This window comes from Hafnia sp. HMSC23F03 (assembly GCF_001816025.1).
Taxonomy (GTDB): Bacteria; Pseudomonadota; Gammaproteobacteria; order Enterobacterales; family Enterobacteriaceae; genus Hafnia; species Hafnia paralvei.
In genome coordinates this window covers 1-22,193 of the sequence record NZ_KV824187.1, presented here as the reverse complement: position 1 = coordinate 22,193, position 22,193 = coordinate 1, and the positions used below count along the sequence as shown (strand labels likewise).

The window sequence follows — 22,193 nt, the reverse complement described above, 5'->3', positions numbered from 1 at the left end:
TCATGCTTCGCCAACTGGAGTTATGGGTTAAAATTCATTTAGGAATAATAGAATGCAATTCGTGACTCACCGGGATTTCATAGTGTTTCAATAGTTCTCCGATGTTAATTCCTACTACCTTACGAACTGCGCCGAGGGAGAAGTTAAGCTCCTCAATGCCCGGCCGATCTGGAGTTGAATTCATATAGTGTCGGCACGCACGGACAATTGACTCGACAATCAACGATAGCGGAGACTCAGGTGCAATCTCGGAGCGAATCGCCGTAAGAGAGAGTCGGAGCTCCTTCAAAGAATCCGAGACTCGTGCTGGATCCTCTTGAGCATATGGCATGTAGAGAGAACTCTTGTCTTCCAATAAATGGCTCACCCGCAGAGCAATTTTCTCGTCTGGGCGATGCGATAGAAATTGAAACATTAGCCTCTTTCCTCCCTCCAAGCACTCCTTCATTAGTGATTCGTGGTCACGTTTCCATTTTCGCAAATACTCGGCGGGGTAGCCCATACCGCCATTCTTATCAACTAAATCAGCACAAGCTCCGCACAACCATATAGCATTTTTTATGCTCTTCCGCTCTGTTTCTGACTGAGACATGTCATAGCGCGGTCCGCCAGGGCTCGCCGCGCAGATATGCGCCGCCTCACCCGTCTTGATAGAAAGATTTTCCGCTGATTGATCCGGGCCGATTGTTACCCTATGACAGGAGGGATTGCTACAAATATATGTAGCGCGCTCTGCTACCTTACCTACAACGCTTGGAGGAAAGTTGTGCCTATTTGTCTTGGTCATAAAGTTATGCTTCTTTGTTTTTTTCATATATGTGGGGAGAACAAAATCTAACTTTTTATATCTGATCCTAGGTCTGACCAGCAACCTATTGATCAATAAACCAAGATATTAGCTAAAAAAAACCAGCATACTTGAGACCAAGCTCAACTTCCGCTTCTCGCTCAAAGCGGCCATATCAAATGTATGCAGGATAGGACTGGCTAGCAGCAAGAAGAAGACGGTTGGGCATCTGGCCCACATGAACGGCGGGTCCCTGAACGCAATTTTCGCTCACATGATTGTCGCTTTTGAAATGCAGCGTGAACCACTCGTGGCCTGCCATTGAGTCACTCCTAACTTCAAAAAAACTTTATGATGCTCGATCTGGCGGAGAGGGCGGAAGGACGTTATGAAAAGTGACTATCTATAAGCTCAGAGTCAGCAGCAGCCAAAAAGTGCTGTGAATGTAATTGATGGGTTATGCCTCATTTCTTAGGGGCAATGCCATCTCCACGCTAGCAGTGTGTTTGCCATTACATGCTTCTCTCGCTACGAAAAGCGATAAGTTACGCGCGTTACTGACGGCAGGAATCGTGTAAAAATCACTTTTGCTGAATGAGAGTCACCGCGAGTCTGCGCTGAGGTCCGAGACGCTTTGATTAATCCGCTTAGTAAGACAGTGACTATTCCTCCGATTCGTCATAAACAAGGAAAGACCATGTTCGGATTCTTTAAAAAGAAAAAATCTGACGCTGAGACCGGGCAAGGTCCACGACTGACGGCAAACCAGTTTATCGCGCTGACGCTGAGTGATGAAAAGCTGTCGATGCCCGTGTACCTGCCGGGGATCCGCAGCGAGGCCGAATGCGACGAACTGGGGTTATGGCCGCTCATCTACATCTGGAATGTGGATCGTGCCGCTGGCACCTTCAGCCTATCTGTTAACGGTAAAGCCATTGCCCACCTCCTGGAGCCTTTTGTGCCCCGTGAAGACCCTGCGTACGTTGAAATACGTGATGAGGCGATGAAGGTCATCTCCGAGGCTTCTACGCGGTCAGTGCTGGCGATGGTAGAAAAAACCGGCCTCATGCCCGATGTTTTGTTCGCGTATGACGCTGAGGATGTACAGCAGGAGCAGGGCTGACAGTCGGGGAGTGTCTGAGATTACGTCAGGGATCCTGTTAGTCACTGCTGTCATCGCAACGCTAAATTCTCGTCAAGAAATACTTGAGGTTGCCGAAATATACACTAAGCGTTATTCATGAACATAACCAAAAGGATGGATCCGTATGAAGAAACTCCTGCTTCTTGTTCCGCTCGTGTTTGCTGCACCGGTGCTGGCTTCCGAAGTGACGGTGGGTCAGGTTTGTAGGGCTGCTTCAGCGGCGATGTTCGGCCGTGACCACAAAATCATGCAGCTGGACAAAGTCGAGTCAGGTATTGCTTACGTACATTATATCCGACAGAACGATGGCACCCGCTGGGCCATCAAGTGCAAACTTATCGGCAATCAAGTGATGTGGGCATCTGACAACCCTGACAGCACTGGTCGCTGGCGGGATGATCCTGCAGACAGCACAGTCAAATATGCTGTTGAGGGTAAAAAAATCATTATTACTGAGGTCTACAGCGACGGTTCGAGTAGCTTTAATTCTTATCCGTTGAAGCAACTACAGTGATTTAATCAATACATCGTTACTCGTCGGTGCTTGGCTGATAAGGTTCATTTCATAGGGGAATGATAATATGTTTGGGAGCAGAACAAATTTAGTAACCAAGTGGTTTACAGTTTTCGAAGCAAAGAAAACCCCCGACAGAATCCCTCTCTCGCGCCTCCATGCAAGACGCCGACATGTATGAAGTCTATCTACGTAAAGAAGGAAAAGACAACGGCTATTTGTTCGTTAGGAAGGATGGTAACAAGCTTGAGGTGAAAGAATATTGCGAGGAAAGAGATTCATTCTGTATCCCAACTATCCTTTACCTTTCAGAAATCACGTCTGAACAAGTATATGGTACACATTACTTTCAGGGTTACCGAATTGATTTTAACGATCTAAATCATCTTGAAAAAGTCGCCAGCCGAAAGTTCCTCAATGATATAAGGAAAGACCGCAAGAAGGAAGAGAAGCAACAGAAAAGGTATAACGAGCAAGAACGACGTGTTAACGATCGCATGGATGTGCTCAACGCTGTGATTGAGCTGTATATGAAAGACGGAAGTCACCATGGCCTACCAAAAATTGCAACCCGTATCCATAGTTTCCGCTGGGAACTGCATCCGAGGAAAGGAGAAATGAAACGTGAACTCGAGCTTGTACTCGAATCCTTTGTATTGGATGGAGAGCTGAAAAAAGGTGAACATGGTGGCTATAGACCGACAGGTAAAGCTTTTACAACACTCGGCGAATACTCAACACAGTCACGAAGGCATGCAGAAATCAGCAAGCTCCAATCTGGTACAGTTAGGGCTACAGCATTAGCTGCGATAGCAGCAATTGCTAGCGCAACGCCTGTCATAATGCTCTACCTAGCAAAACTATTTAATACAATTAAGGCGCTACTTTAATAATTTCATGCCTTTACTATAGTAGATTTGTTTTCAAAACATTAGATGTTACACTTCAGAGAAACAACTCCTGTGACTATAAATACCGCTCTCTCTTGGCATACACCATATCTAGCGTTTCGAATCTAATATCATAGTCCTTTCAACTCTATCGCAACTTTTCACTCTGAGTAGAAAGGTTAATAACAACTGGCTTTTATCAGATCATACAGGTTTATACGATGAGTATGAGGCAGAAAGGATATCCAAACGGTCCCCTGGTGAGAGCAATATGGGATTGCTGTGATGAGCTGTATGAGCGTTTAGGCCGCGTTCCTGAAAGACAGGAACTCTTGCAGGAGATGAAGCTACGGGAACCCGAAAGGGCAGGTCTAAGTACTTATGGAAGACAGAGAATTGAATGGAAGCTGTACCACGGTTTTGAAAGCACGGAGAAAGCAGATAGTTGCCTTAATATTATACCCGAGGAATTTTTAGAGCCACAGCTACGCCGAGTTGTTTATGCCGTTACACAACTGGGGGAAGTTTCGATTCCACAGGTCATTGAATGGCTTGATTTTAGCAACGCCCCGCTAAAGTTGAATGAAATTCGATCACAATTCCAGGCGCTCACCGTCAATGATAATCAGCGTGCACGATATCGTGCATCCCGTACCAGCATGGTTAGCGATCAGGGGCATTATATGGACAAGCTCTTCCGCACCGGAAAAGGGAGGGCGACCCGCTATGTTCTTTATGATCCAAACATACACGGTGTCTGGGATATTGGCGATGACGGAAAAACGCCAGTAGAGATTGTAAAACCTACTTTCCTAGAGAGGTTAAGGATTTTGCATGAATGTACTGATTGTCCTGAGTTAAAACTGGAGGATATGCGTGCAAGAGTGCTGAGGGAAATTGTGGATCGTGAAGGTCAGCCTATCTTTAGGAAAAGACTACTGGATGCCTACAATCGAGCATGTGCAGTTACCGACTGTGCGATCGCTGAATTACTTGAGGCCGCTCATATAATTCCTTATTCAGGTGCCCAGCATTGTAAGGCCATGCACGGAATACTTCTCAGGACCGATATACACACGCTATTTGACAAAGGGCTGCTTTGGATAGAGCAGAACTTTAGGGTTAGCCTCGACCCTGGGTTACTAAACAGTGAGTACGGTCATTTACAGGGTAAATTAATGAGATTGCCGGAGGCACGAATGGATCGCCCACTTAAGGCTCATCTCGCCTATCATCGTGCGCTTTTTGTAAATAAATTATGATGTTATATTGAATGCTCGAAAGCAAGTTTGACCTGCTCCCCGTTGATTGACATACGGCGTGATGTTAGTAATGTCTTAACCAGTTGTGAGAACAATTGCGAACTTCCGCTTCTCGCTCACAGCGGACCTTCAGCTCAGTTAGCTCGTCCGCTCCGTGCCAATAGCGGACATTACGAACCCGGAATGTTAGCCTGCAATCTGAAACTCAGTGTAGGAGGTGTATTAATCGGATTGTACTTAAGGCTCGATACATATGATTGGCAGAATTTATCCATGCACTAAGGATGAGTCTTAACTCATACCCTTAGAGCGTTTAAAATCAACTTGAATGCAGGAAGAGCCTGCCTTCTACTTGGATAATAAAGATGGTAACCAGGAAATGTGGGTGACCAGTCCTCAAGTACAGGTATTAATTTTCCCTCTCTGATATATTTTTGCACCACATCCTCAGGAGCATACGCCAGCCCGTACCCTGCAAGCGCCGCCGATAACAGTTGAGGCGAAGTATTGAATATCATCTGGCCGGATACCTGAACTTTCAACTCCTGCCCGTCTTTCTCAAACTCCCAGGCGAACAGGCCTCCGTGTGTGGAAAGCCGCAAATTTGCGCAGTTGTGTGAAGTCAGATCTTGTGGCGTTTCTGGCTTAGGATGTCTGGAAAAGTAATCAGGAGAGCCAACAACGATCATGCGAAAATCAGGAGAGATACGCATGGCAATCATATCTTTGGCAATCTGATCCCCGACACGGACTCCCGCATCGAAACGACCGGTCACAATGTCGATCAATCCATAGTCTATGTTGATTTCAAGCGTGATATCCGGGTACTCCCTCAATAACGTTGAAAGCTTTGGCCAGAGTATAGTGGTTGCCGCATGGTCATGAGCGGTGATGCGTATCATGCCTCCTGGCTTCTCGCGCAGCTCTCCCAAAGAGGTAAGCTCGGTCTCAATCCCATCATAGTAGGGAGCAAGATTGGCAAGCAGTCGTTCTCCCGCCTCTGTTGGCACTGCCCCCCGGGTTGTCCGGGTCAGAAGACGTATCCCCAGCCTTTCCTCCAGACCTCGAATGCTATGACTGATTGCTGATTGTGAAACGCCCAGGTGCGCCGCGGCCCGCGTGAAGCTTTTTTCACGCGCTACCGTAATGAAAACAGCAAGATGATTGAAATCCGTATGATTCATTATTAGTTCCACTCATGTCGGTTATCTGATTATGCCACTTCAGTAATGACCAGTCATTCCTTAGAGTATATGAACACCACCTAATCAAGCCGTGCTTGTGAGGTGTTCAATCCATAAACAGGAGACTCATTATGCAAAAGCGACAATTAGGTAACAGTGGCCTTGAAGTATCGGCAATTGGTCTGGGATGTATGGGACTGACCTTTGGCTACGGGCCTGCGACAGACAAAGCTGAAGCCATCAAACTTATCCGTGCAGCTTATGAGCGCGGCGTAACGCTGTTCGACACTGCAGAAGCGTATGGTCAGATCAATGAAGAAATGGTCGGGGAAGCTGTGGCACCGTTCCGTGACCAGATCGTTATCGCTACAAAATTCGGTTTTAAAGAGGGTAATGCAGCGGCGGGACTCGACAGTCGTCCTGAGCGTATTCGTACTGTCGTTGAACAGTCCCTTAAGCGGCTGAAAACGGATTACATCGATCTCTTTTACCAGCATCGTGTGGATCCAAACGTGCCAATGGAAGATGTCGCCGGAGCTGTACGCGACCTGATTCAGGAAGGAAAGGTGAAATATTTTGGGATGTGTGAGGCGGGCGTAAAAGCTATTCGTGACGCACATGCTGTTCAGCCGCTGTCCGCACTGCAGAGTGAATACTCTATGTTCACCCGTGAACCTGAAGACGTCATTATCCCGACGCTGGAAGAGCTGGGTATCGGCTTCATTCCTTTCAGCCCGCTGGGTAAAGGCTTTCTTACAGGAAAGATTGATGGTGCAACCACCTTTGCTGAAGGAGATGTCCGAAATAATCTGCCGCGTTTTGCTGACGAAGCCCGTCAGGCCAACCATAACCTTGTCGCCCTGATCGGTAAAGTTGCTGAGCGTAAACAAGCAACCCCGGCACAGATTGCTTTAGCCTGGTTGCTGGCTCAAAAACCATGGATTGCTCCGATCCCCGGCACCACAAAACTTCACCGTCTCGAAGAAAATGTAGGCGGGGCTGCAGTTGAACTCACGGCCGCAGACCTACAGGAAATTGCAGATGTGCTGGCAAAAGTTCCCGTCCAGGGCGAGCGTTATAACGCTGCAATGATGAAGTCCATTAACCGCTAAGCCTTGCTTCATTAACCGGCGACGCCATGTCGCCGGTATCCTCCCCCGTATTCATTCTCAGAGGACATCATCATGACGACCCAATCTCTTAAAGGCCGTATCGCACTGGTCACCGGCGGAACAACCGGCCTGGGTTTCGGTGCAGCGAAGCGACTGATTGAACACGGCGCAACAGTCTATATCACTGGCCGCCGACAGAACGTGCTGGACGAGGCAGTAACCAAACTGGGCAACTCCGCCAGAGCTATATGTGCGGATGTCTCAAGTAAAGAAGACATGCTGCGTGCGGCTGCCACCATTAAAGCCGAACAGGGGCATCTGGATATTTTGTTCGCTAATGCGGGTGGTGGCCACGCCACGCCACTCGAAGAACTGACCGAAGATCAGATCGACAGCGAACTGAGCATAAATGTTAAAGGTGTTGTACTCACTATGCAGAGCATGCTGGACGTGCTTCGTGACGGTTCCTCCGTAGTGCTGAATGCGTTGATTACTGCAGATATGGGGTTACCTGGATTTGCTGTTTATGCCGCGACCAAAGCGGCAGTGCGTTCACTGGCTCGCAGCTGGACCACGGATCTAAAAGGGCGAGATATCCGGGTCAATACCATAAGTCCCGGTGTAGTCCCGACCGAGGGTTACAGCAACGAACAGAAAATGAGTGACAACGATATTGCCTCATATGCTGAGCGAGTTTCCGCAGAAATACCGGCCGGGCGCGTGGGCACCGCGGCAGATATCGCGGATGCGTTGATTTTTCTGGTATCAGACTCGAGTACTTACATCCGTGGCATTGACCTGATAGTCGATGGCGGTATGACCCGTGTTTATGCCGGTAAGAACTGAGGAAATGACGATGCAGAAAATAAAATCGGAAGAACGCCACATCATCTGTGAACTGCGATGTGAACCTGAAAATCGTGAGCGCGTTAAAGAGCTGGTCCTGAAATTTGTTGAGCCTGCACGCCTTGAAGCCGGTTGCCTTTATTACGATTTTTATCAAAAAATCGATGAACCCGACACGTTTTATATTATTGACGGCTGGGTAAACCAGGATGCAGTAACCAGCCATGCGGAAAACCCGCATGTTGCAGAAGTTATGTCATACCTGCAACCGCTGCTGACATTCGGACCTTCTGTCAGTCTCATTACCCGTGTCAGTGACTGATAAGGGTAACCCCTCGCTTTCTTATTCATGGCATCACGTATGCTTCCTCTAAGCCACAACGCTAAAAAGGGACTCAAATGAATGGTATAAATCCTTATATTACGTTGAATAATGGTGTGAAAATGCCCGCTCTGGGATTGGGTGTTTATCAGGCCAAACCTGAAGAAACTACCGAGGCGGTGAAGAAGGCACTGGAAACCGGATATCGGCTTATCGATACCGCTGCGGCCTATTTTAATGAACGTGAAGTCGGCGCCGGGATCCGTCGGTCGGACGTAGACCGCGACGATATCTTTATTGAAACTAAATTGTGGATTTCCGACTATGGCTACGATTCTGCTCTTCGCGCCTTTGATGTCAGTCTGAATAAATTAGGCATTGAGCAACTGGACCTCTGGCTGCTTCATCAGCCTCTGGCATCAGAATTTGAAAAGACCATTCAGGCCTATAAGGCGGCTGAAAAGCTGCTGGCCGAGGGGCGCGTGCGTGCCATTGGTGTATCCAACCTCACGCCCACTGAACTCGACAGATTGATTACAGAGACCAGTGTTGTTCCTGCGGTGAATCAGATCCAGGTTCATCCATATTATTCACAGGCGGAATGGCGTGCGGCTAACGACCACTATGGCATTATCACACAATGCTGGTCACCACTGGGTGGGTCTTATACCTACAACAATGCGGAGAAAAATCCTTTCGAAGATAAGGTAATCACTGACATTGCCAGAAAATATTCGAAGACGCCGGCACAGGTTATTCTTCGATGGCATCTGGATCACGGATATTCCGCCATTCCTAAATCTGTAAAACCCCACCGAATTGTCGAAAACTTCGACGTGTTTGATTTCAGGCTCACGGCTAATGAAATTAAAGCTATTGATGCGCTTGAAACAGGCGTTCGTGGCGGCCCGGATCCCGACTCACTGGATCTGGCAACCTATGGTTTCCAGATCCCTGACTGATGATTTTCCAGTGTAATGACAAAGGTGCGTAAATGCGCCTTTGTCATGGTAGTGGGTGAGCGCTAAACCGCTGCGATGCAGGCGACCATCACACATTAACTTAGCTGATTAAAGGCCGGAAAACTGCTCCGCCTCAAAGGGATCATTCTATGAAAGTTACAGAGCTGACGAGTCGCCAGCAGGCGATCGCTCCAATTTCTGCATTCACTGCGTTGGGCGATAATCATAAACTGAGAGCCGCACTGGAAGCAGGCCTACATGCTGGCCTGACTATTAACGACATAAAAGAAATACTGGTACAGCTTTATGCTTACCTTGGTTTTCCACGTGCGCTTAACGCACTTGGAACCTTTATGACCCTTGTGAATGAACGAAAAGAACAGGGTATAAATGATATTGCAGGTTCCGAAGCCAGCCCGCTGCCTGCTGGCCGATCCCTCCTTGAACTGGGCACATCTGTGCAGACATACCTGATAGGTGTGCCAGCCAAAGGGCCTGTATTCGATTTTGCTCCTGCTATTGATACGTACCTGAAAGAACATCTGTTTGGTGACATTTTTGGACGGGACAACCTCAGTTATGAAGATCGTGAGATTGCCACCCTTGGCGCACTTGCAGGCCTGGAAGGCGTTGAGCCGCAGCTAATGTCCCATTTCAACATTTCTTTAAACATTGGTTTGACTGAAACGCAATTAAGGGGGGTGATCGTCGCCCTTGAAAATTCGGCCTGTCCGGTCGTCGCTCAACGTGCAACGTCAGCCCTTGAGAAGGTGCTGGCAGCCAGTAAGTAAAATCTATGCAGCTTCTCTTTGTAGCGCAAAAGCTGCGTAATGGCATGATTATTAAAAAACAGTGAGGCCGATTTGATGGCTTTCGCGACGTGATCTCGTAAGCCCTGACCTAAAGGAATATGGCAATAATCTGGAATGCGGGGCCCATGCCTTTAATGACTTAAAAATAAAGGCATGTCCTGACAAAGTCAGCAGGGCTTTCGATGCAATGTCCGCTTTTCGCTCATTGCAGACCTTATGATGTTGGCTTCAGTCCGCTCCGTGCCACATCCAGATGCTCTCAGCTTTCACCGGCAAGCTGGTTATGCAAATTAAAGCTTTCCATAGCGTGACGTTGCCTGCAGCGGGCCACTTGTTCCGGAGTGAAACCCATCAGCTTTTATCCGCAACCGCTGCCCAGCGAACCGGCTGTTCGGGAAGATAATAGGTATCAGGATGTTCGTCCTGCAGCCTCAGATAGTTTTCAACATCGCTGAGCTGCCAGCTCGAATATATAATGTTTGAAAAACCTACGTTAAACATATCTATAGTTGACATAACCTGATCAATGTAATCATAGGAGCACTGGTATATTCTCACTTGAGAATGATTTTCACAGGAAAGGACCTGAGGGGCTGGGCTGAATATCCTGATTATCGGATCCGAATAGAAACCTTTCCCCGACCGCTGATTAAATCGCAGAGCGAAGTTATGAGAAAGTGGTAAATAAATGACTTTCTCATCAATTAAGGGACAAAATACATTAGGGGAAACAGTAAAAACTGGTCTTGGTTCGGTACTGTTTAATTCATGGCCGGTATGAAAAACATCAATGCCGTAAATACCGGAGAATATCTCGTCCCTCAAATAGGCAGCTGTTCCTACGGGCGTCGGTTTTTTTTGCAGAGCCAGCAAGGAATAAACAACAAACATGGCATGTGCTTTTTCCTCCACTTCGGATGAGGAACCAGCGATGCGCATCAGTTTTTGGTAAATAGGCTCAGAGGCAAGAGCAGGTTGTGTTACAGGAAGTGAAAGCGCTGTTGATATATGTTCGTCAATGTTATTAAGCAAAGGGTTTATCAACGTTGCTTTTACTTTATCCTTGTCAGGAAATCGACTTTGCGGGTTATTAAGGTTAAGTATCATCTGTAAAACAGCAAAGCTTGACAGTTTTTCCACTGGAAAGTCATGTATATGGCAATTTGCCAGACGGGCAAATTGATGATGCTGCACAAGCTCCCGGACAAGAACGGACATATCCTGTTCATACTCGCTGAGCTCATGCTCAATATCGAAAAACTCACCTGTATCACCATCCTTCAGACGAAAACAGTCCTTACAGATGGCTACGCTGGATATGGGTAGCGGGATATCCTTGATGTCATTTTCGCCTTCCGCACTGGGCACCACGACATGACACCAGACACGCTGTTTATCCTTCGGCATCAGTGCCGTGTCATCACTACGAAAGTTTCGCAGAACCCACTGCGAAAGAACATGCTGGTTTCTGGTGTATGCCATGTTTTCCCTTCTGACTCTTGTTTCAGAACCCGGAGATTATCTGATAACGCTTAACTCTTTTGAGAGCTGATACTTCCATTCAGACTTCGGTATTCTGATAAGGCCTGAAAGATCACCGGGAAATTCAACACCTTCCTCTACGATCGCCGCGACATTTTTACGTGAGAGTTTGGAAATAAGCCACCCGTGTTCGAATACAACATTTTGTCGTGCCCGGTCACTCAATTCCGCATCATTTTTGGCCTTGCCCTTATCACAGGCAGTATAAAGCACAACGGCATATGAAACCGTATCGATATGCTTTTCCAGTTTTTCTATAATAGTCAGTCCTTCATTTATCTCATGATGAAGAATGACAGGCTCGAACCCTTCTTTGCTGAGAAAGATAAAAACTTCATTTTTTAAGTGTTCATCATGCCCATGAACAATGAAGACTTTCTTTTTTACATTACGTACTGAATCGCTTGCCATTGTAGTTAACCCACTAACCTGTTCAGTGGTTTTAATGGTATTTATACTAACAGAATGTCCGGCGAACGATGAATTATTGTAGCTCGAAAGCATGTTCATCATTTCACTCTGTAAATATTGACGTCTTCTATCCCATCCACCACTGCCTCCCTGGACGTTTAAACCCACGCTATTCTTCACTGCTGCAGGAGTTTGGGAGAAGTGTATCCAAGAAGGGATAGTCATGACATTGTTCAGTTCAAGGATTTTCTGGCGCAATGAATGATAGGCAGTAACATGCTTCTCGGGGTGAGATGCATCATCATTAACGATGGTAATACATAATGCAATGAACGACTGCACTAGGGAAATAACTGACTCCGGAACCGCCGTTGAGGTGGACGATATAACGTGTCCCGTAGTTGCTTCTGTCGTTCGTCTAACCTCTGCCTGATAACCTGCGGGAATACTCCCTAATCCCTGCCTGAAATTTGGCTCGATAACGACATACTCTTCAACACCACCATGCGGCATACTTCGGATAAGAAGATCACCTTCTCCAATAGCAATATCGCTTCGATGAATGTATATCTTATCCTTCTGAACGCTCCCCTTTATCCCATCGGTTCTGCTTCCATCCCGCTTAACAAGGGATAAACTGTCACGCATTAAATGTGCTAAGGCCATGTATTACCCCGGAAATAGTCATACAGATTTGGGCGTTAGCATAGCAGATGGAATGAATAACTTCTCGCTCTCAATTCTTTCCCGAACGCTACCCGCGAACAACAAAGTGAGAACAGGCCTTCAACCAGAGCACTGAAAGAAGCACATCCGAATCCGAATGAACTGATACAATTTATGGCTGAACCTTATGACTGGTACCAAGGGGAGCTGGATTTTACTTGGGAGATTGACTTGTGGGGACACATCAGCCGTGCTGTGAAAGCCTCTGAAGCTGACAGCGATCCTCAGAAGGCGCTACTTGAGTTTGCCCCGGTTAAGCATTATGGGTGATGTGGTAAACGGTTACTGGATTCTGCGGGGTATTCAGCAGCAAATTGAACTGGCTAAGGATAATGAGAATACCCTCACTGAACGTTTGATGCTGATCAAAGCCCGCACCGATGGCGGAGCTCTTGATGAGACTGATTTCGAACGCCAGCGCAGCGAACTGGCCGCGACAATAGCAAATCTAATAGAGCTGCAGTCACAGAAAGGTGTGGCGACAAACCAGTTGCTTCTTATGCTGAATGAACACCCCGGTGCACTTAAAGATTTGCTCCAGTACAAATCAGACAGCCTGTTGCCAGGCGCTTTACCTCAATTAGCACTGGGGATTCCTTCGGATGTCGCCTTAAACTGGCCTGATATCATGGCCTGTTTATATCGACTGCTTCAATATGCCTACAGGGGTAAGGTGACTTCGAGCCTGCAAGTGGACACAGGTGGATCGGCGAGGTAATGTCTTTAAGGGGATCATTTAGTCATTATTTGACAGTATCTTGAGGGATTTAGAGTGCGCGTTAAATCTATTAAGTTGACCAATTTCAAGAAATTCAAAGATGATCATCTTGAGTTCAACGATGACGTAAACATCTTTGTAGGCGATAACAATGCCGGTAAAAGTACGATTCTGGAAGCCTTGGAAATAGTTCTTAATTACAACTATCGTGGCCGTCCCTTTAACAGCGAGTTCACACCTGATATTTTCAACAAGGATGCTGTTCAGCAGTTCTTGGCTTCAGACAAATCAGCCAAGTATCTGCCTAGCTTGACGCTCGAGGCATTCATCGACGGAGTGCCTGAATATCGAGGGTCGAACAATTCCTTGAAGGTCGATGCTCAAGGGATCACGGTGCAAGTGCGCTTCGATGCTACGCTTGAGGACGTGTATGCTGACTACTTGCAGACAAAACCTAATATTACAAGCATTCCGATCGAGTTCTACAAGCTGGAGTGGTTGGATTTCGGATGGAATCCCATTAAGGCTGTAGACAAGAAATTCAAGGCATTGTACATCGATCCGACACGCATCCATCCAACTTTGGGTAAGAACCAGTACATCTCGACCATTTTGAACACTGCTTTGAACAAAGAGGAGCTGGTTAAACTGACTCTCAATTATCGCGAGAACCAGCAGGTGTTCAACAACTCGGGGGAGGTCAAGATGGTCAACACTGGCTTAGATACTGACCACTTGATTACGGACAAAAAACTCTCCATTGTCGCGAGTACCTTGCCTGCAGGATCTATACAGACCAGTCTTCAACTTGAAGTGGATGACGTACCTTTCCAATTCATCGGTAAGGGCGAGCAGAGTAATGTGCAAATCAAACTCGCGATTCAGAACAAATCGAAGGATATCGACTTGGTGATGATGGAGGAGCCCGAAAACCATCTTTCGCACACTAACCTTAATAAGCTGGTGCACTACATCGAGAGGCAGCGGGGTACCAATATGTTCTCAACAAGCTGAGCATTGATAAAATCTGCCTTATTCAGTCGGGATATAAGCGCCTTCATAACCTTGATCCTACCGTCGTTAAAACCCTTAAGCGGTTGCCGGGCTATGATACCTTGCGTGTGGCATTGTCGCGCAAGGTGATCCTCGTAGAGGGTCCGTCGGACGAGCTGGTGCTCAAGAAGATCTACCTCCGCAAACACGACCGCCTGCCGGAGCAGGACGGAATAGATATCATTGTGGTGCGCGGAGTCGGGTTCGATACTTTCATTTCCGTGGGCATGGAGATTGGTACCAGTATCAACGTGCTCCGGGATAACGATGGAGCCTATGATGAGAACGTCGTGAAGGCCCGTGACTCCTATGCTGCCTATCCCAATATCAAGCTCATCTCTTCTGCGAAAAATGAGGAGTTTTCGCTTGAGCCAGCGATGATTTATGCCAATGCATCAGACTTAAAAACGCTGAATGCTTTCGCTAAGGAAGTGTTATCCAAACAGACCTACAACCTCTATGCAGAGGTTGCTGGCTTGAACAAACGGCGCGAATTTCTGATTGAATGGTTTCGAAGTGTTAGGGGGAACGGTAAGGGCGCTCGTAAAGTCGATTCGGCTATCAAGCTGTTTGATGGGAACCTAGATTTCAAGTATCCGGCCTTCCTCGATGAGGTATTCAACTTTGGCTAACGAATTTTGGATCGCCGGAGCAGGATCAGGTAAAACCTATAAAATTATCCAGGACGCTATTAAGGTGATAGAGGATGGAGGGCGTGTATTGGTGGTTACCTACACTACGAACAACCAAGCCGAGCTCCGTTCTAGTTTCGTGGAACTATATGGCAAAAGCAGTGATGATTTTGTCGTAAAAGGCCTATTTTCCTTTTATCTGGAAGACTTAGTGAGACCCTACCAAAATGTCGTGTTCCCTGAGCGCATTTCCACCACAGCGTTCACCGAGCATAACCCTCACTTGAGGCCTGGTACGAATAATTGGCATCCCAATAGGGGAGAAAAAATTGGTGGGGCTCTAAACCCACTCCACTATCTGACCCCCTGCAAGACAAAAGCATATACCGGCCTACTAGCTAAGCTGGCTACCAGGATCGCCAGCTCGACAAAGAATGCTCCTGCCAAGAGGTTGAAAGATATTTATCATCGGGTCTTTTTCGATGAGGTTCAGGATTTAGTTGGTTGGGATTACGATGTTATCAAAGCGCTAAGTAAAATAATGCCTGACACGATTTGCTGTGTCGGCGATTTCCGTCAAACTATTTACACTACTACCTTCGGCCATAAGGCACCGCAAACTCCTGCGCAAAAGATCCACTATTTTCAGAAGATGAATTTTGAGCAGCGCTCTCTTCCGAGAAACCGCAGATGTATTCAAAAAATCTGCGATCTGTCCGATACGATTCATGCAGGTCTCTATGAAAAGACTCTGTCAGAGGTGGAAAATGTTCCTGAAGAGATGGTCCATCATTACGGTGCCTTCGTCATCATACCTTCACAGGTGAGCGATTATCTCGCCATGTTCAAACCTCAGGTTCTGCGATGGTCATCATCCATGGGGAGAGCCTATTTGCCGCCTGACTTGGCCTGTCACACCTTTGGCTCCAGCAAAGGTCTCGGTTTCGATCGTGTCCTGATTATTTCACCGGAGAAACATCTCAAGTATCTAGGCGGCGACCTCAGGGTATTTGACAACGATAAAACTGAGGAGTCTAGAAACAAGCTGTACGTGGCTATTACCCGAGCTCGTTACAGCTTGGCGTTTGTCGTTGAGGAAGAGCATCTAGCAGATATCAAACTGCCACGTTGGGTTGGGCTCGTGTAAGTTGATGCTAACGTCTAACCATCTAACTTCCTTAACTTCCTTAACTTCCATTTTTCGCTGTGAGTTTAACGGGGCGATGCAACACTACCCTTAAAGAAGGAGGGCGCTGCTCCAGATGGGGGGGGCAGTGTCAAAGCGGACGTTGCCAACTTGATGCAATCATCAATAAGGAACCTAGTTCTTAGACAGTGTCATACCTGTAATTATTAGCCCAAAAATGTATGTCCTGATCTCTGAAAGCTGCTACAACCTGCTACATGTAGCAGGTTGTAGCAGGTTGTAGCAGGGTGCTGAGACACAATATCGGATTTTTACTGAGAAATATGTCAATTATGTTAATTGACATAGTGAGGATAAATACCTCACCCAGAGTGCTATTAACAGGCTAATCCGCCTAATCGTGGACACTGGCTTGTGCCAAAGTTGCGGTAACCACTGTGGACATCTTTAGTCCTAGTTTTCGCCAGATACGCCAGTCGAATCAGGAAATCCCAGTAGACTGGGTTACGATCCAAAGCATCGAAGATGCTAAACCTATAAACAGCATTTGGTGGGAATTCAGTTAATGTTGCGTAATCTTCGTGAGCAAGCCCTACAGCACTGCACCAGGCTTTCTGTATTCGGGTTGCCATATTTTTAGCATTGAGTTCTTGGTAGTTGCCTAGGTACCCATATACATCTGCATTAAACAACAACATCAGGTGATAATGGGGATGTACGCTTGCATCACGTTCCCTACACCACCCATAAGATGGAAATGTCGGGTTACCCGGTCTCTTGGACCGGTGATGATCTGCCCGTAACTGGCTTTTCAGTGACTCGAAGAAGCGAGTGATTGCCTGCGCATCATCGCGCTGGAAGCATATTGGTAGATCAGGCTCTCCCGGTACATAGGATTGAGCGAACCTTGTGTCAGTACGAATAGCTAGTATTCGGTTATGCTGCTCCAGTGTGCCGTAGACCATGTTGAGTAGTGGATTGAGAATATCGAGGTCAATAGGCGATCTATACTTTCTGGAGGCTATTTCTACCAAGTTATCGGTTTCTTCATTGGTAAGTGAATATAGTGATTCCATAATAATCCTTCATTCTGTAAATATTAATCATTAGGTAATGGGTAGCCCTCACGCTACCCATGTGATGTTGGATATAATCCCTGTAGGGGGTGTTACTCTTGATGATTACTTGTACAGGAGTAGAACATTATTGATAAAGGTATAGAACATTATTGATAAAGGTATATTACATATACCAATTAAAACTCATGAGCTGTCCTCCTAAATAATTTAAGATGAATCCTTAGTGTTACTCAGTTTAAGAACAAAATAAATATTAATCAGGAAGAGCCTGCTTACTCTGAAGTTATTCAGGTAAACGTAGTTTACTCATCGCAACTGTTCCTGAATCTAACAACGGGATATTAGTCTTTTCAGCTAGTTCACTAGGTTCCATTTTGGAACCAATAAATTTGACATAATTAACCCCACCTCGTTCAAATAGTTGTACTATTCCTTCAGATTCAAGTTTTTCTAAAGCAGAATTCAGACTTTCTGAACGCCTGACTGAATATGGACCTTTTTTAATGATATCATTCCTCTTGAAATCGTAAGAACCATTACTAACAAGATGCTCCTCCATGAACCATACCAATTTTTCTGCAGTTGTAGGTTCTCGGGTAGTATCGACCTTAGTGATAAGGTGATTAATAATCCATTGTGTTATTTTAGTAGCTGACATTAAAGTTTCCTTGGTAATTATTGGTGAGTCGGGTGTAATAAACATTTGCATTACTGCTGCGATTCTCGTAGCTTGTTCCATAATTCTTGAGGCGAAATCATCATAGTGATGCAACTCCTCTCCTTTTTGCATTAGTTCCCTGATTCGTTTACTTTGTGTATCCCATGACGCTTTCGCCTCTTCAGATAAAGTAATACAGATACGTTCTTCATTTTTTTCTCTACGCTCTATCCCGTCTTGCAAATGCTTAACGAGAATAGAGAAAAAACCATCAAGTCCTGGTTCATCAGACCATGAACACGCATCAGGGATGTTGCATAGTTCAGGAAGTTGCTCCAGATCAATCAATAGTAAACGCGCTAAGAATCCTGATTTTCTTAATTTTTTCCCCCGCTTACTTATAAAGTCGTTAAACAATTCAGGCTGTAACAACAGCAATACGGTCAGCCGGACATCATCAACATCGTAGCTGTCACGATAAGCTCTGCTGTCAGAGATTCTCCCTTCTCCCCAAAGAGAGTTAAAAATTGATATATTGCGAAAAAGATTGCTGTCAATCACCCCACCGGCTTCATCAGAGCCGAGCATCAATGATGGAGAACCCAGCGCTAATGCCTTTCTAAGTCCCTCACTTGTCGAATCATTTTTAGTAAGATACTTTCTTTCTGGGACAGATGGTTTTCTTCTTTGGCACTCCTCCAGCGCCTCAAGTGCCTCAGTTACATCAACCTTCTGACGAACAGCTTTGCCAAATTGTTTTTTAAGCTCTTTTAGCTCGGTTTCCCAGGATACTAGTTTAAGCTTATGAATTTTCTCTTTTAACAGAAAATCATTTCGCAGCTCTTTTTCCAGTTGATAAATTTCCCCCATCAACAGCCTGAATACCGTTGATTTCCTGCTACCTGAGCGTGCCAATAGCATCAGATAAAGTGATGTAAAGGTTCTCCCATTTTTAAGCTGAATATCAAATTTGTCCTGGCAGGCAAGTGCCATTACCCCAAGTAACACTATTAAAATAAGTTCAGCGGCGGCTCCTGTTTTATAATGTATGTAGCTTATTAACCGTTGTGCAAAAGTGGGAAGCGTCTGGAACTTTAGTCCAAATTCTTTATTTTGCGTTGATCTGTTTTTTTTAGACATACATCCTATCTAACTCCTCTTTATAATTAATTAATAAGACTACGATGTAACAGCCATTCATCAATTTCTGATTCAAGCCATCCAACTGATTGTGTTCCAAGCTTTCTTTTCTTCGGAAAAGTTGGATCATATCGTGGCGACCTCGGGTTCAACCAGTCATAAATTGTGGCTCGCGAGATACCTGTTTTATGGATAACAGCAGGTAAGCGGAGTATCCTGACTGCTGATGAAGTGTTCATACTAGTTTGCCTCTTGTTAGCTCAGTTTGGTTCCCGCAAAGAATAGCTGCAAGGATTCTTCGAAAAAATACGGCTAGCAAAGGTTTATTTTTAACAGGTTTAACTTGTTGATATTGTGGGGCTAAATGTTTTCTATTGAAATTTTTAGTGAAGAAATTAGTCGGAAACGCAGTGCTCTCTCCAGTGAGATTAAAGACTGTGAATGGCGCATGTATGCCCAAATTCTGGATGAAAAGCATACATACATGCAGGCTGAACTGACCATGATGAAAGAGCGGGCCTGGAACTCCAAGAAATTTGGTCCGGGAATATTATTGTATTCATCCTCTTATCTGAAAAAACATAGGTACACTGACTCTCATAAGGACTTTCCATCAAATGAGAAAAGCATCGAGTTAGCTACGCTTATTGAACGTTATTGGAGTTCATTAGAGGCTGAACTTCTGAGGGATAATGTTGCTGTCATTATCCCTGAATATATCTCTATGGATGAACTCTTTAAATTTCATCTTAGGTATGCACAGAAGTGCTATAAATGGGGTGAATTAGTTATATCAGACAATGAGGATGTTGCATTTGAAGCATTTAAAAAAGCATCTGAGTTATTTGATAAAAGCATGGGGATGGTTTGGTATAAAACTTCTGTAGATAAACGAAATAAACTTTTAAGTATCAGAAAGGAGTCTGGGCGAAAAGGAGGGATGAAAAAAGCTGAAGTTTATGGAATTATCCAAGGAAAGCTTGTGGAGCTTATTAATGTTTTAGCCCCAGAGCAGGGATGGGGAAGTAAAGCTGCTGCCGTGAGAGTTCTCATTGAACCTTTGTGGGAATTTGTTGAGGAATCAGATTTTATGATTGATAACCAAAGTAAAAAATATAGATTAGCAACTGCTAGTCAAGATGCTTTAGCTGAAACTATCATAAAATCTTGGTCGCAAAATAATGAAAGTATTAAACAAGCTTTTGATGCGAATGTAAGAAAAAAATAATCAGTTATTAATCGGAGCTTCGGATTTGAGTGAAAGACATAAGCGCCAGTTTGAGGCGCTTATATAAATACTATCCGACGAGCCTTATACCTCGAATGCCATCTCCAATCATACTTCCGTGGTCAGCAGCCATAACGAAGTCAGCCCACCACTGCATCATCGGGCGTCTCTGCTCAAGATAATCGCTGCGGTTATATGCTCGACGTACCTCATTCTTATCCACGTGGGCCAGTGCTGCCTCAATAACATCAGGCGGAAAGCCTTGTTCATTAAGGGCTGTACTGGCGATAGATCGCAGACCGTGTGAAACGAGTACTCCACCAAAACCTGCGCGTTTTAGCGATGCGTTTACGGTCTGACTGTTCATAGGTTGGTTTGGCTTGATGCGGCTGGGAAAGATAAATTCTCGATTTCCACTTAACGGCTTCATCATCTCTAGTATCGCAATTGCTTCATCTGACAATGGAACAGTATGGTCACGGTTCATTTTCATGCGTGCTGCAGGAATCTTCCACTCTTGTGCTTGTATGTCTATCTCTTCCCAGCGAGCTTCAGCCGCTTCGGCAGGGCGGGTAATAGTAAGAAGTTGCCACATGAACAGGCAGCGTGTGGAAAGGCTAATGCTGGCTGTTCGCATTGTCTGCATCAGTTGAGGTAGCTGATCCGGTCGAATGCTGGGCATGTTCTTTTTCTGAGGCTTCTCGAAGGCTTTACCAATATTAACGCTGGGAACAGCATCAATCAGCCCTGTGTTTTGGGCATAGATCATGACCTCATTAATGCGCTGGCACAGGCGACGAACGGTTTCCAGTGCTCCTCTGGCCTGAACCGGTTGGACGGCCTGAACCAGTGTGTGAGCTTTAATATCTGTAACGCTAACGTCGCCAATCGCAGGAAAGACATCTCTTTCAAGAGAACGCCAGATATCTTCCGCATAGTCCTCTGTCACACTAGCTTTCTTCACATTCCACCAACGTTCAGCTACGAGCTGGAAAGTATTGGTTTTGGCTTCCAGCGAACTGCGAAGTTGTTCTTGCTGATGTTCCTGTGGATCGATTTGTTTCGCCAGGAGAGAGCGAAACTCTGCTCTGTAGTTTCTGGCATCGGCAAGGGTAACTGACGGGTAGGGACCAATACTCTTCTTCGCTCGTTTCTTAGTAACAGGGCGAATGTAGCGAAACTGCCAGATTTTACTTCCGCTGGATTTGATGAGTAGCTCAAGACCATCGCCATCATAGAGAACGTAGTCCACTTCTTTGGGTTTAGCAGATTCGATTTCCTTAACGGATAGAGGTTTGGTTTGTCTTGCCATTGCCGGGTTTCCATAGTTTTAGGCACCTCAAAAACAATATAGCTTTATGAGGTGCCTAACAAGGTGCCTAAAAGGTTCGGATTTAATTAGTTGGCATCAGACTTCGCGGGACAAATTCAAGGCACAAAAAAGCCCGCAGGGCTTGCGCCGTGTGGGCTCTTAGGACTTCATCGGATGACTCTGGTAATCACCGATGGAGAATTTTGGTGGAGCTGGGGGGATTTGAACCCGCAAGCGTTATTCCCTAACTTCATGAATTTAAGTGATTTAAAATCTCACTATTAACCTAAGTGCATTTCACGTGCGTTTTGCTGTCTCTCCTCAGTCCGCTTTAGCTTCCAGTTTGGGAGTTGAACTCGCGTCCTGTATTCCCGTTGTATGCCTCCAGATAGGAGCCATAATGTCGGAAAAGCATTTCTGGTCCTTTATGCCCCATTTGCCCTGCTAACCAGAATAGGTTCGCCCCTTGGCTGATATGGCGTGTCGCAAAGGTATGCCTAGTTTGATATGGGTTACGATATCGGATCCCCGCTTTCCGGTATTTACCGCGCCCTGCATCAACCGGGCGTGACCCGTGTTCATTTGGAACAGCCCACCGCGGATATTGAAGCTAAAACGGGAGCCGCGCCTTATTGCAGCGCGATCACCTTGAGCTTGCTGGGGGGAGGCGATGTATAGAACGTTACTTCCTCTCAATGCGTTCGCCTCAGAA

At 45.9% G+C, this 22,193-nt stretch carries 24 protein-coding genes and 1 pseudogene; 16 read left to right on the top strand and 9 right to left on the bottom strand.

The features are described from left to right. Positions 1-34: 34 nt before the first annotated feature. Positions 35-787 (bottom strand): hypothetical protein, encoded by a 753-nt coding sequence (locus HMPREF3091_RS00470; RefSeq protein WP_047173247.1) that lies wholly within the window; start codon positions 785-787, stop codon positions 35-37. 697 nt (positions 788-1,484) lie between these two features. Here HMPREF3091_RS00470 and HMPREF3091_RS00465 point away from each other — a divergent pair. The 4 genes from HMPREF3091_RS00465 to HMPREF3091_RS21935 all read left to right on the top strand — a co-directional run bounded on the left by HMPREF3091_RS00465 (position 1,485) and on the right by HMPREF3091_RS21935 (position 4,597). Next, the gene (locus HMPREF3091_RS00465; protein WP_047173248.1) at positions 1,485-1,910 is read left to right on the top strand and encodes a hypothetical protein; all 426 of its coding nucleotides are present in this window, start codon (positions 1,485-1,487) and stop codon (positions 1,908-1,910) included. 145 nt (positions 1,911-2,055) lie between these two features. Then, positions 2,056-2,445: a hypothetical protein gene (locus tag HMPREF3091_RS00460; protein ID WP_000735025.1), complete on the top strand. Its 390-nt coding sequence runs from the start codon at positions 2,056-2,058 to the stop codon at positions 2,443-2,445. A gap of 173 nt (positions 2,446-2,618) precedes the next feature. Then, positions 2,619-3,335 carry a hypothetical protein gene (locus HMPREF3091_RS00455; protein WP_246839934.1) on the top strand — a complete coding sequence of 239 codons (717 nt, stop codon included), beginning with the start codon at positions 2,619-2,621 and terminating at the stop codon, positions 3,333-3,335. Between the two features lie 221 nt (positions 3,336-3,556). Beyond that, the gene (locus HMPREF3091_RS21935) at positions 3,557-4,597 is read left to right on the top strand and encodes an HNH endonuclease (protein ID WP_083321323.1); all 1,041 of its coding nucleotides are present in this window, start codon (positions 3,557-3,559) and stop codon (positions 4,595-4,597) included. A 296-nt stretch (positions 4,598-4,893) separates the two neighbouring features. On the opposite strand, the gene HMPREF3091_RS00445 is transcribed toward HMPREF3091_RS21935, so the two are convergent. Next, positions 4,894-5,781 (bottom strand): LysR family transcriptional regulator, encoded by an 888-nt coding sequence (locus tag HMPREF3091_RS00445; RefSeq protein ID WP_034458343.1) that lies wholly within the window; start codon positions 5,779-5,781, stop codon positions 4,894-4,896. A 131-nt stretch (positions 5,782-5,912) separates the two neighbouring features. Between HMPREF3091_RS00445 and HMPREF3091_RS00440 the strand changes: the two genes are divergently transcribed. The 5 genes from HMPREF3091_RS00440 to HMPREF3091_RS00420 all read left to right on the top strand — a co-directional run bounded on the left by HMPREF3091_RS00440 (position 5,913) and on the right by HMPREF3091_RS00420 (position 9,814). Next, positions 5,913-6,893, top strand: coding sequence for an aldo/keto reductase (locus HMPREF3091_RS00440; protein WP_064793398.1), 981 nt, complete (start codon positions 5,913-5,915; stop codon positions 6,891-6,893). A 72-nt stretch (positions 6,894-6,965) separates the two neighbouring features. Further along, complete coding sequence (locus tag HMPREF3091_RS00435; RefSeq protein WP_070713195.1) at positions 6,966-7,739, top strand: SDR family oxidoreductase; 774 nt, start codon at positions 6,966-6,968, stop codon at positions 7,737-7,739. Between the two features lie 10 nt (positions 7,740-7,749). After that, positions 7,750-8,061 (top strand): putative quinol monooxygenase, encoded by a 312-nt coding sequence (locus tag HMPREF3091_RS00430; protein ID WP_034458338.1) that lies wholly within the window; start codon positions 7,750-7,752, stop codon positions 8,059-8,061. 77 nt (positions 8,062-8,138) lie between these two features. Beyond that, the gene (locus tag HMPREF3091_RS00425) at positions 8,139-9,023 is read left to right on the top strand and encodes an aldo/keto reductase (protein WP_034458336.1); all 885 of its coding nucleotides are present in this window, start codon (positions 8,139-8,141) and stop codon (positions 9,021-9,023) included. 149 nt (positions 9,024-9,172) lie between these two features. Next, a complete protein-coding gene (locus tag HMPREF3091_RS00420) occupies positions 9,173-9,814 on the top strand; it encodes a carboxymuconolactone decarboxylase family protein (RefSeq protein ID WP_053085176.1) in 642 nt (213 codons plus the stop codon). 372 nt (positions 9,815-10,186) lie between these two features. Here the strand turns inward: HMPREF3091_RS00420 and HMPREF3091_RS00415 are convergent, their stop codons facing one another. Both HMPREF3091_RS00415 and HMPREF3091_RS00410 read right to left on the bottom strand, forming a co-directional pair. After that, positions 10,187-11,317: a DUF4238 domain-containing protein gene (locus HMPREF3091_RS00415; RefSeq protein ID WP_070713193.1), complete on the bottom strand. Its 1,131-nt coding sequence runs from the start codon at positions 11,315-11,317 to the stop codon at positions 10,187-10,189. 36 nt (positions 11,318-11,353) lie between these two features. Next, positions 11,354-12,454: a TIR domain-containing protein gene (locus HMPREF3091_RS00410; RefSeq protein ID WP_070713190.1), complete on the bottom strand. Its 1,101-nt coding sequence runs from the start codon at positions 12,452-12,454 to the stop codon at positions 11,354-11,356. A gap of 174 nt (positions 12,455-12,628) precedes the next feature. On the opposite strand from HMPREF3091_RS00410, the gene HMPREF3091_RS22580 reads away from it, so the two are divergent. From HMPREF3091_RS22580 to HMPREF3091_RS00395, 5 genes are all read left to right on the top strand, one after another. Next, on the top strand, positions 12,629-12,784 hold the full coding sequence (locus tag HMPREF3091_RS22580) for a hypothetical protein (protein ID WP_168168161.1): 156 nt from the start codon (positions 12,629-12,631) through the stop codon (positions 12,782-12,784). After that, entirely contained in the window at positions 12,777-13,232 is a 456-nt protein-coding gene (locus HMPREF3091_RS00405) for a TolC family protein (protein ID WP_070713188.1), read from the top strand. The genes HMPREF3091_RS22580 and HMPREF3091_RS00405 overlap by 8 nt, the downstream gene beginning before the upstream one ends. Before the next feature lie 54 nt (positions 13,233-13,286). Beyond that, on the top strand, positions 13,287-14,246 hold the full coding sequence (locus HMPREF3091_RS22775; RefSeq protein ID WP_246839933.1) for an ATP-dependent nuclease: 960 nt from the start codon (positions 13,287-13,289) through the stop codon (positions 14,244-14,246). Positions 14,247-14,353: 107 nt separating this feature from the next. Then, positions 14,354-14,917, top strand: coding sequence for an ATP-dependent endonuclease (locus HMPREF3091_RS22770; protein ID WP_246839932.1), 564 nt, complete (start codon positions 14,354-14,356; stop codon positions 14,915-14,917). Continuing rightward, on the top strand, positions 14,910-16,064 hold the full coding sequence (locus HMPREF3091_RS00395) for a UvrD-helicase domain-containing protein (protein WP_070713475.1): 1,155 nt from the start codon (positions 14,910-14,912) through the stop codon (positions 16,062-16,064). Before HMPREF3091_RS22770 ends, HMPREF3091_RS00395 begins: the two co-directional genes overlap by 8 nt. Positions 16,065-16,441: 377 nt before the next feature. On the opposite strand, the gene HMPREF3091_RS00390 is transcribed toward HMPREF3091_RS00395, so the two are convergent. The 3 genes from HMPREF3091_RS00390 to HMPREF3091_RS21930 all read right to left on the bottom strand — a co-directional run bounded on the left by HMPREF3091_RS00390 (position 16,442) and on the right by HMPREF3091_RS21930 (position 19,180). Then, positions 16,442-17,140: an inovirus Gp2 family protein gene (locus HMPREF3091_RS00390; RefSeq protein WP_070713185.1), complete on the bottom strand. Its 699-nt coding sequence runs from the start codon at positions 17,138-17,140 to the stop codon at positions 16,442-16,444. Between the two features lie 286 nt (positions 17,141-17,426). After that, positions 17,427-18,941 (bottom strand): YfjI family protein, encoded by a 1,515-nt coding sequence (locus HMPREF3091_RS00385; protein WP_070713182.1) that lies wholly within the window; start codon positions 18,939-18,941, stop codon positions 17,427-17,429. A 26-nt stretch (positions 18,942-18,967) separates the two neighbouring features. Further along, positions 18,968-19,180, bottom strand: a complete 213-nt coding sequence (locus tag HMPREF3091_RS21930) for an AlpA family transcriptional regulator (protein ID WP_013365117.1) — start codon at positions 19,178-19,180, stop codon at positions 18,968-18,970. 125 nt (positions 19,181-19,305) lie between these two features. Between HMPREF3091_RS21930 and HMPREF3091_RS00380 the strand changes: the two genes are divergently transcribed. Then, a complete protein-coding gene (locus tag HMPREF3091_RS00380) occupies positions 19,306-20,169 on the top strand; it encodes a hypothetical protein (protein WP_070713178.1) in 864 nt (287 codons plus the stop codon). 70 nt (positions 20,170-20,239) lie between these two features. Here the strand turns inward: HMPREF3091_RS00380 and HMPREF3091_RS00375 are convergent, their stop codons facing one another. Both HMPREF3091_RS00375 and HMPREF3091_RS22765 read right to left on the bottom strand, forming a co-directional pair. Next, positions 20,240-21,481 (bottom strand): integrase, encoded by a 1,242-nt coding sequence (locus tag HMPREF3091_RS00375; RefSeq protein ID WP_070713176.1) that lies wholly within the window; start codon positions 21,479-21,481, stop codon positions 20,240-20,242. Positions 21,482-21,812: 331 nt separating this feature from the next. Continuing rightward, positions 21,813-22,019: pseudogene (locus tag HMPREF3091_RS22765) on the bottom strand (integrase); the annotation flags it as partial. Here HMPREF3091_RS22765 and HMPREF3091_RS22415 point away from each other — a divergent pair. Then, positions 21,989-22,159 carry a hypothetical protein gene (locus tag HMPREF3091_RS22415; RefSeq protein ID WP_210403532.1) on the top strand — a complete coding sequence of 57 codons (171 nt, stop codon included), beginning with the start codon at positions 21,989-21,991 and terminating at the stop codon, positions 22,157-22,159. The pseudogene HMPREF3091_RS22765 and the gene HMPREF3091_RS22415 sit on opposite strands and share 31 nt — an antisense overlap. Positions 22,160-22,193: the final 34 nt, after the last annotated feature.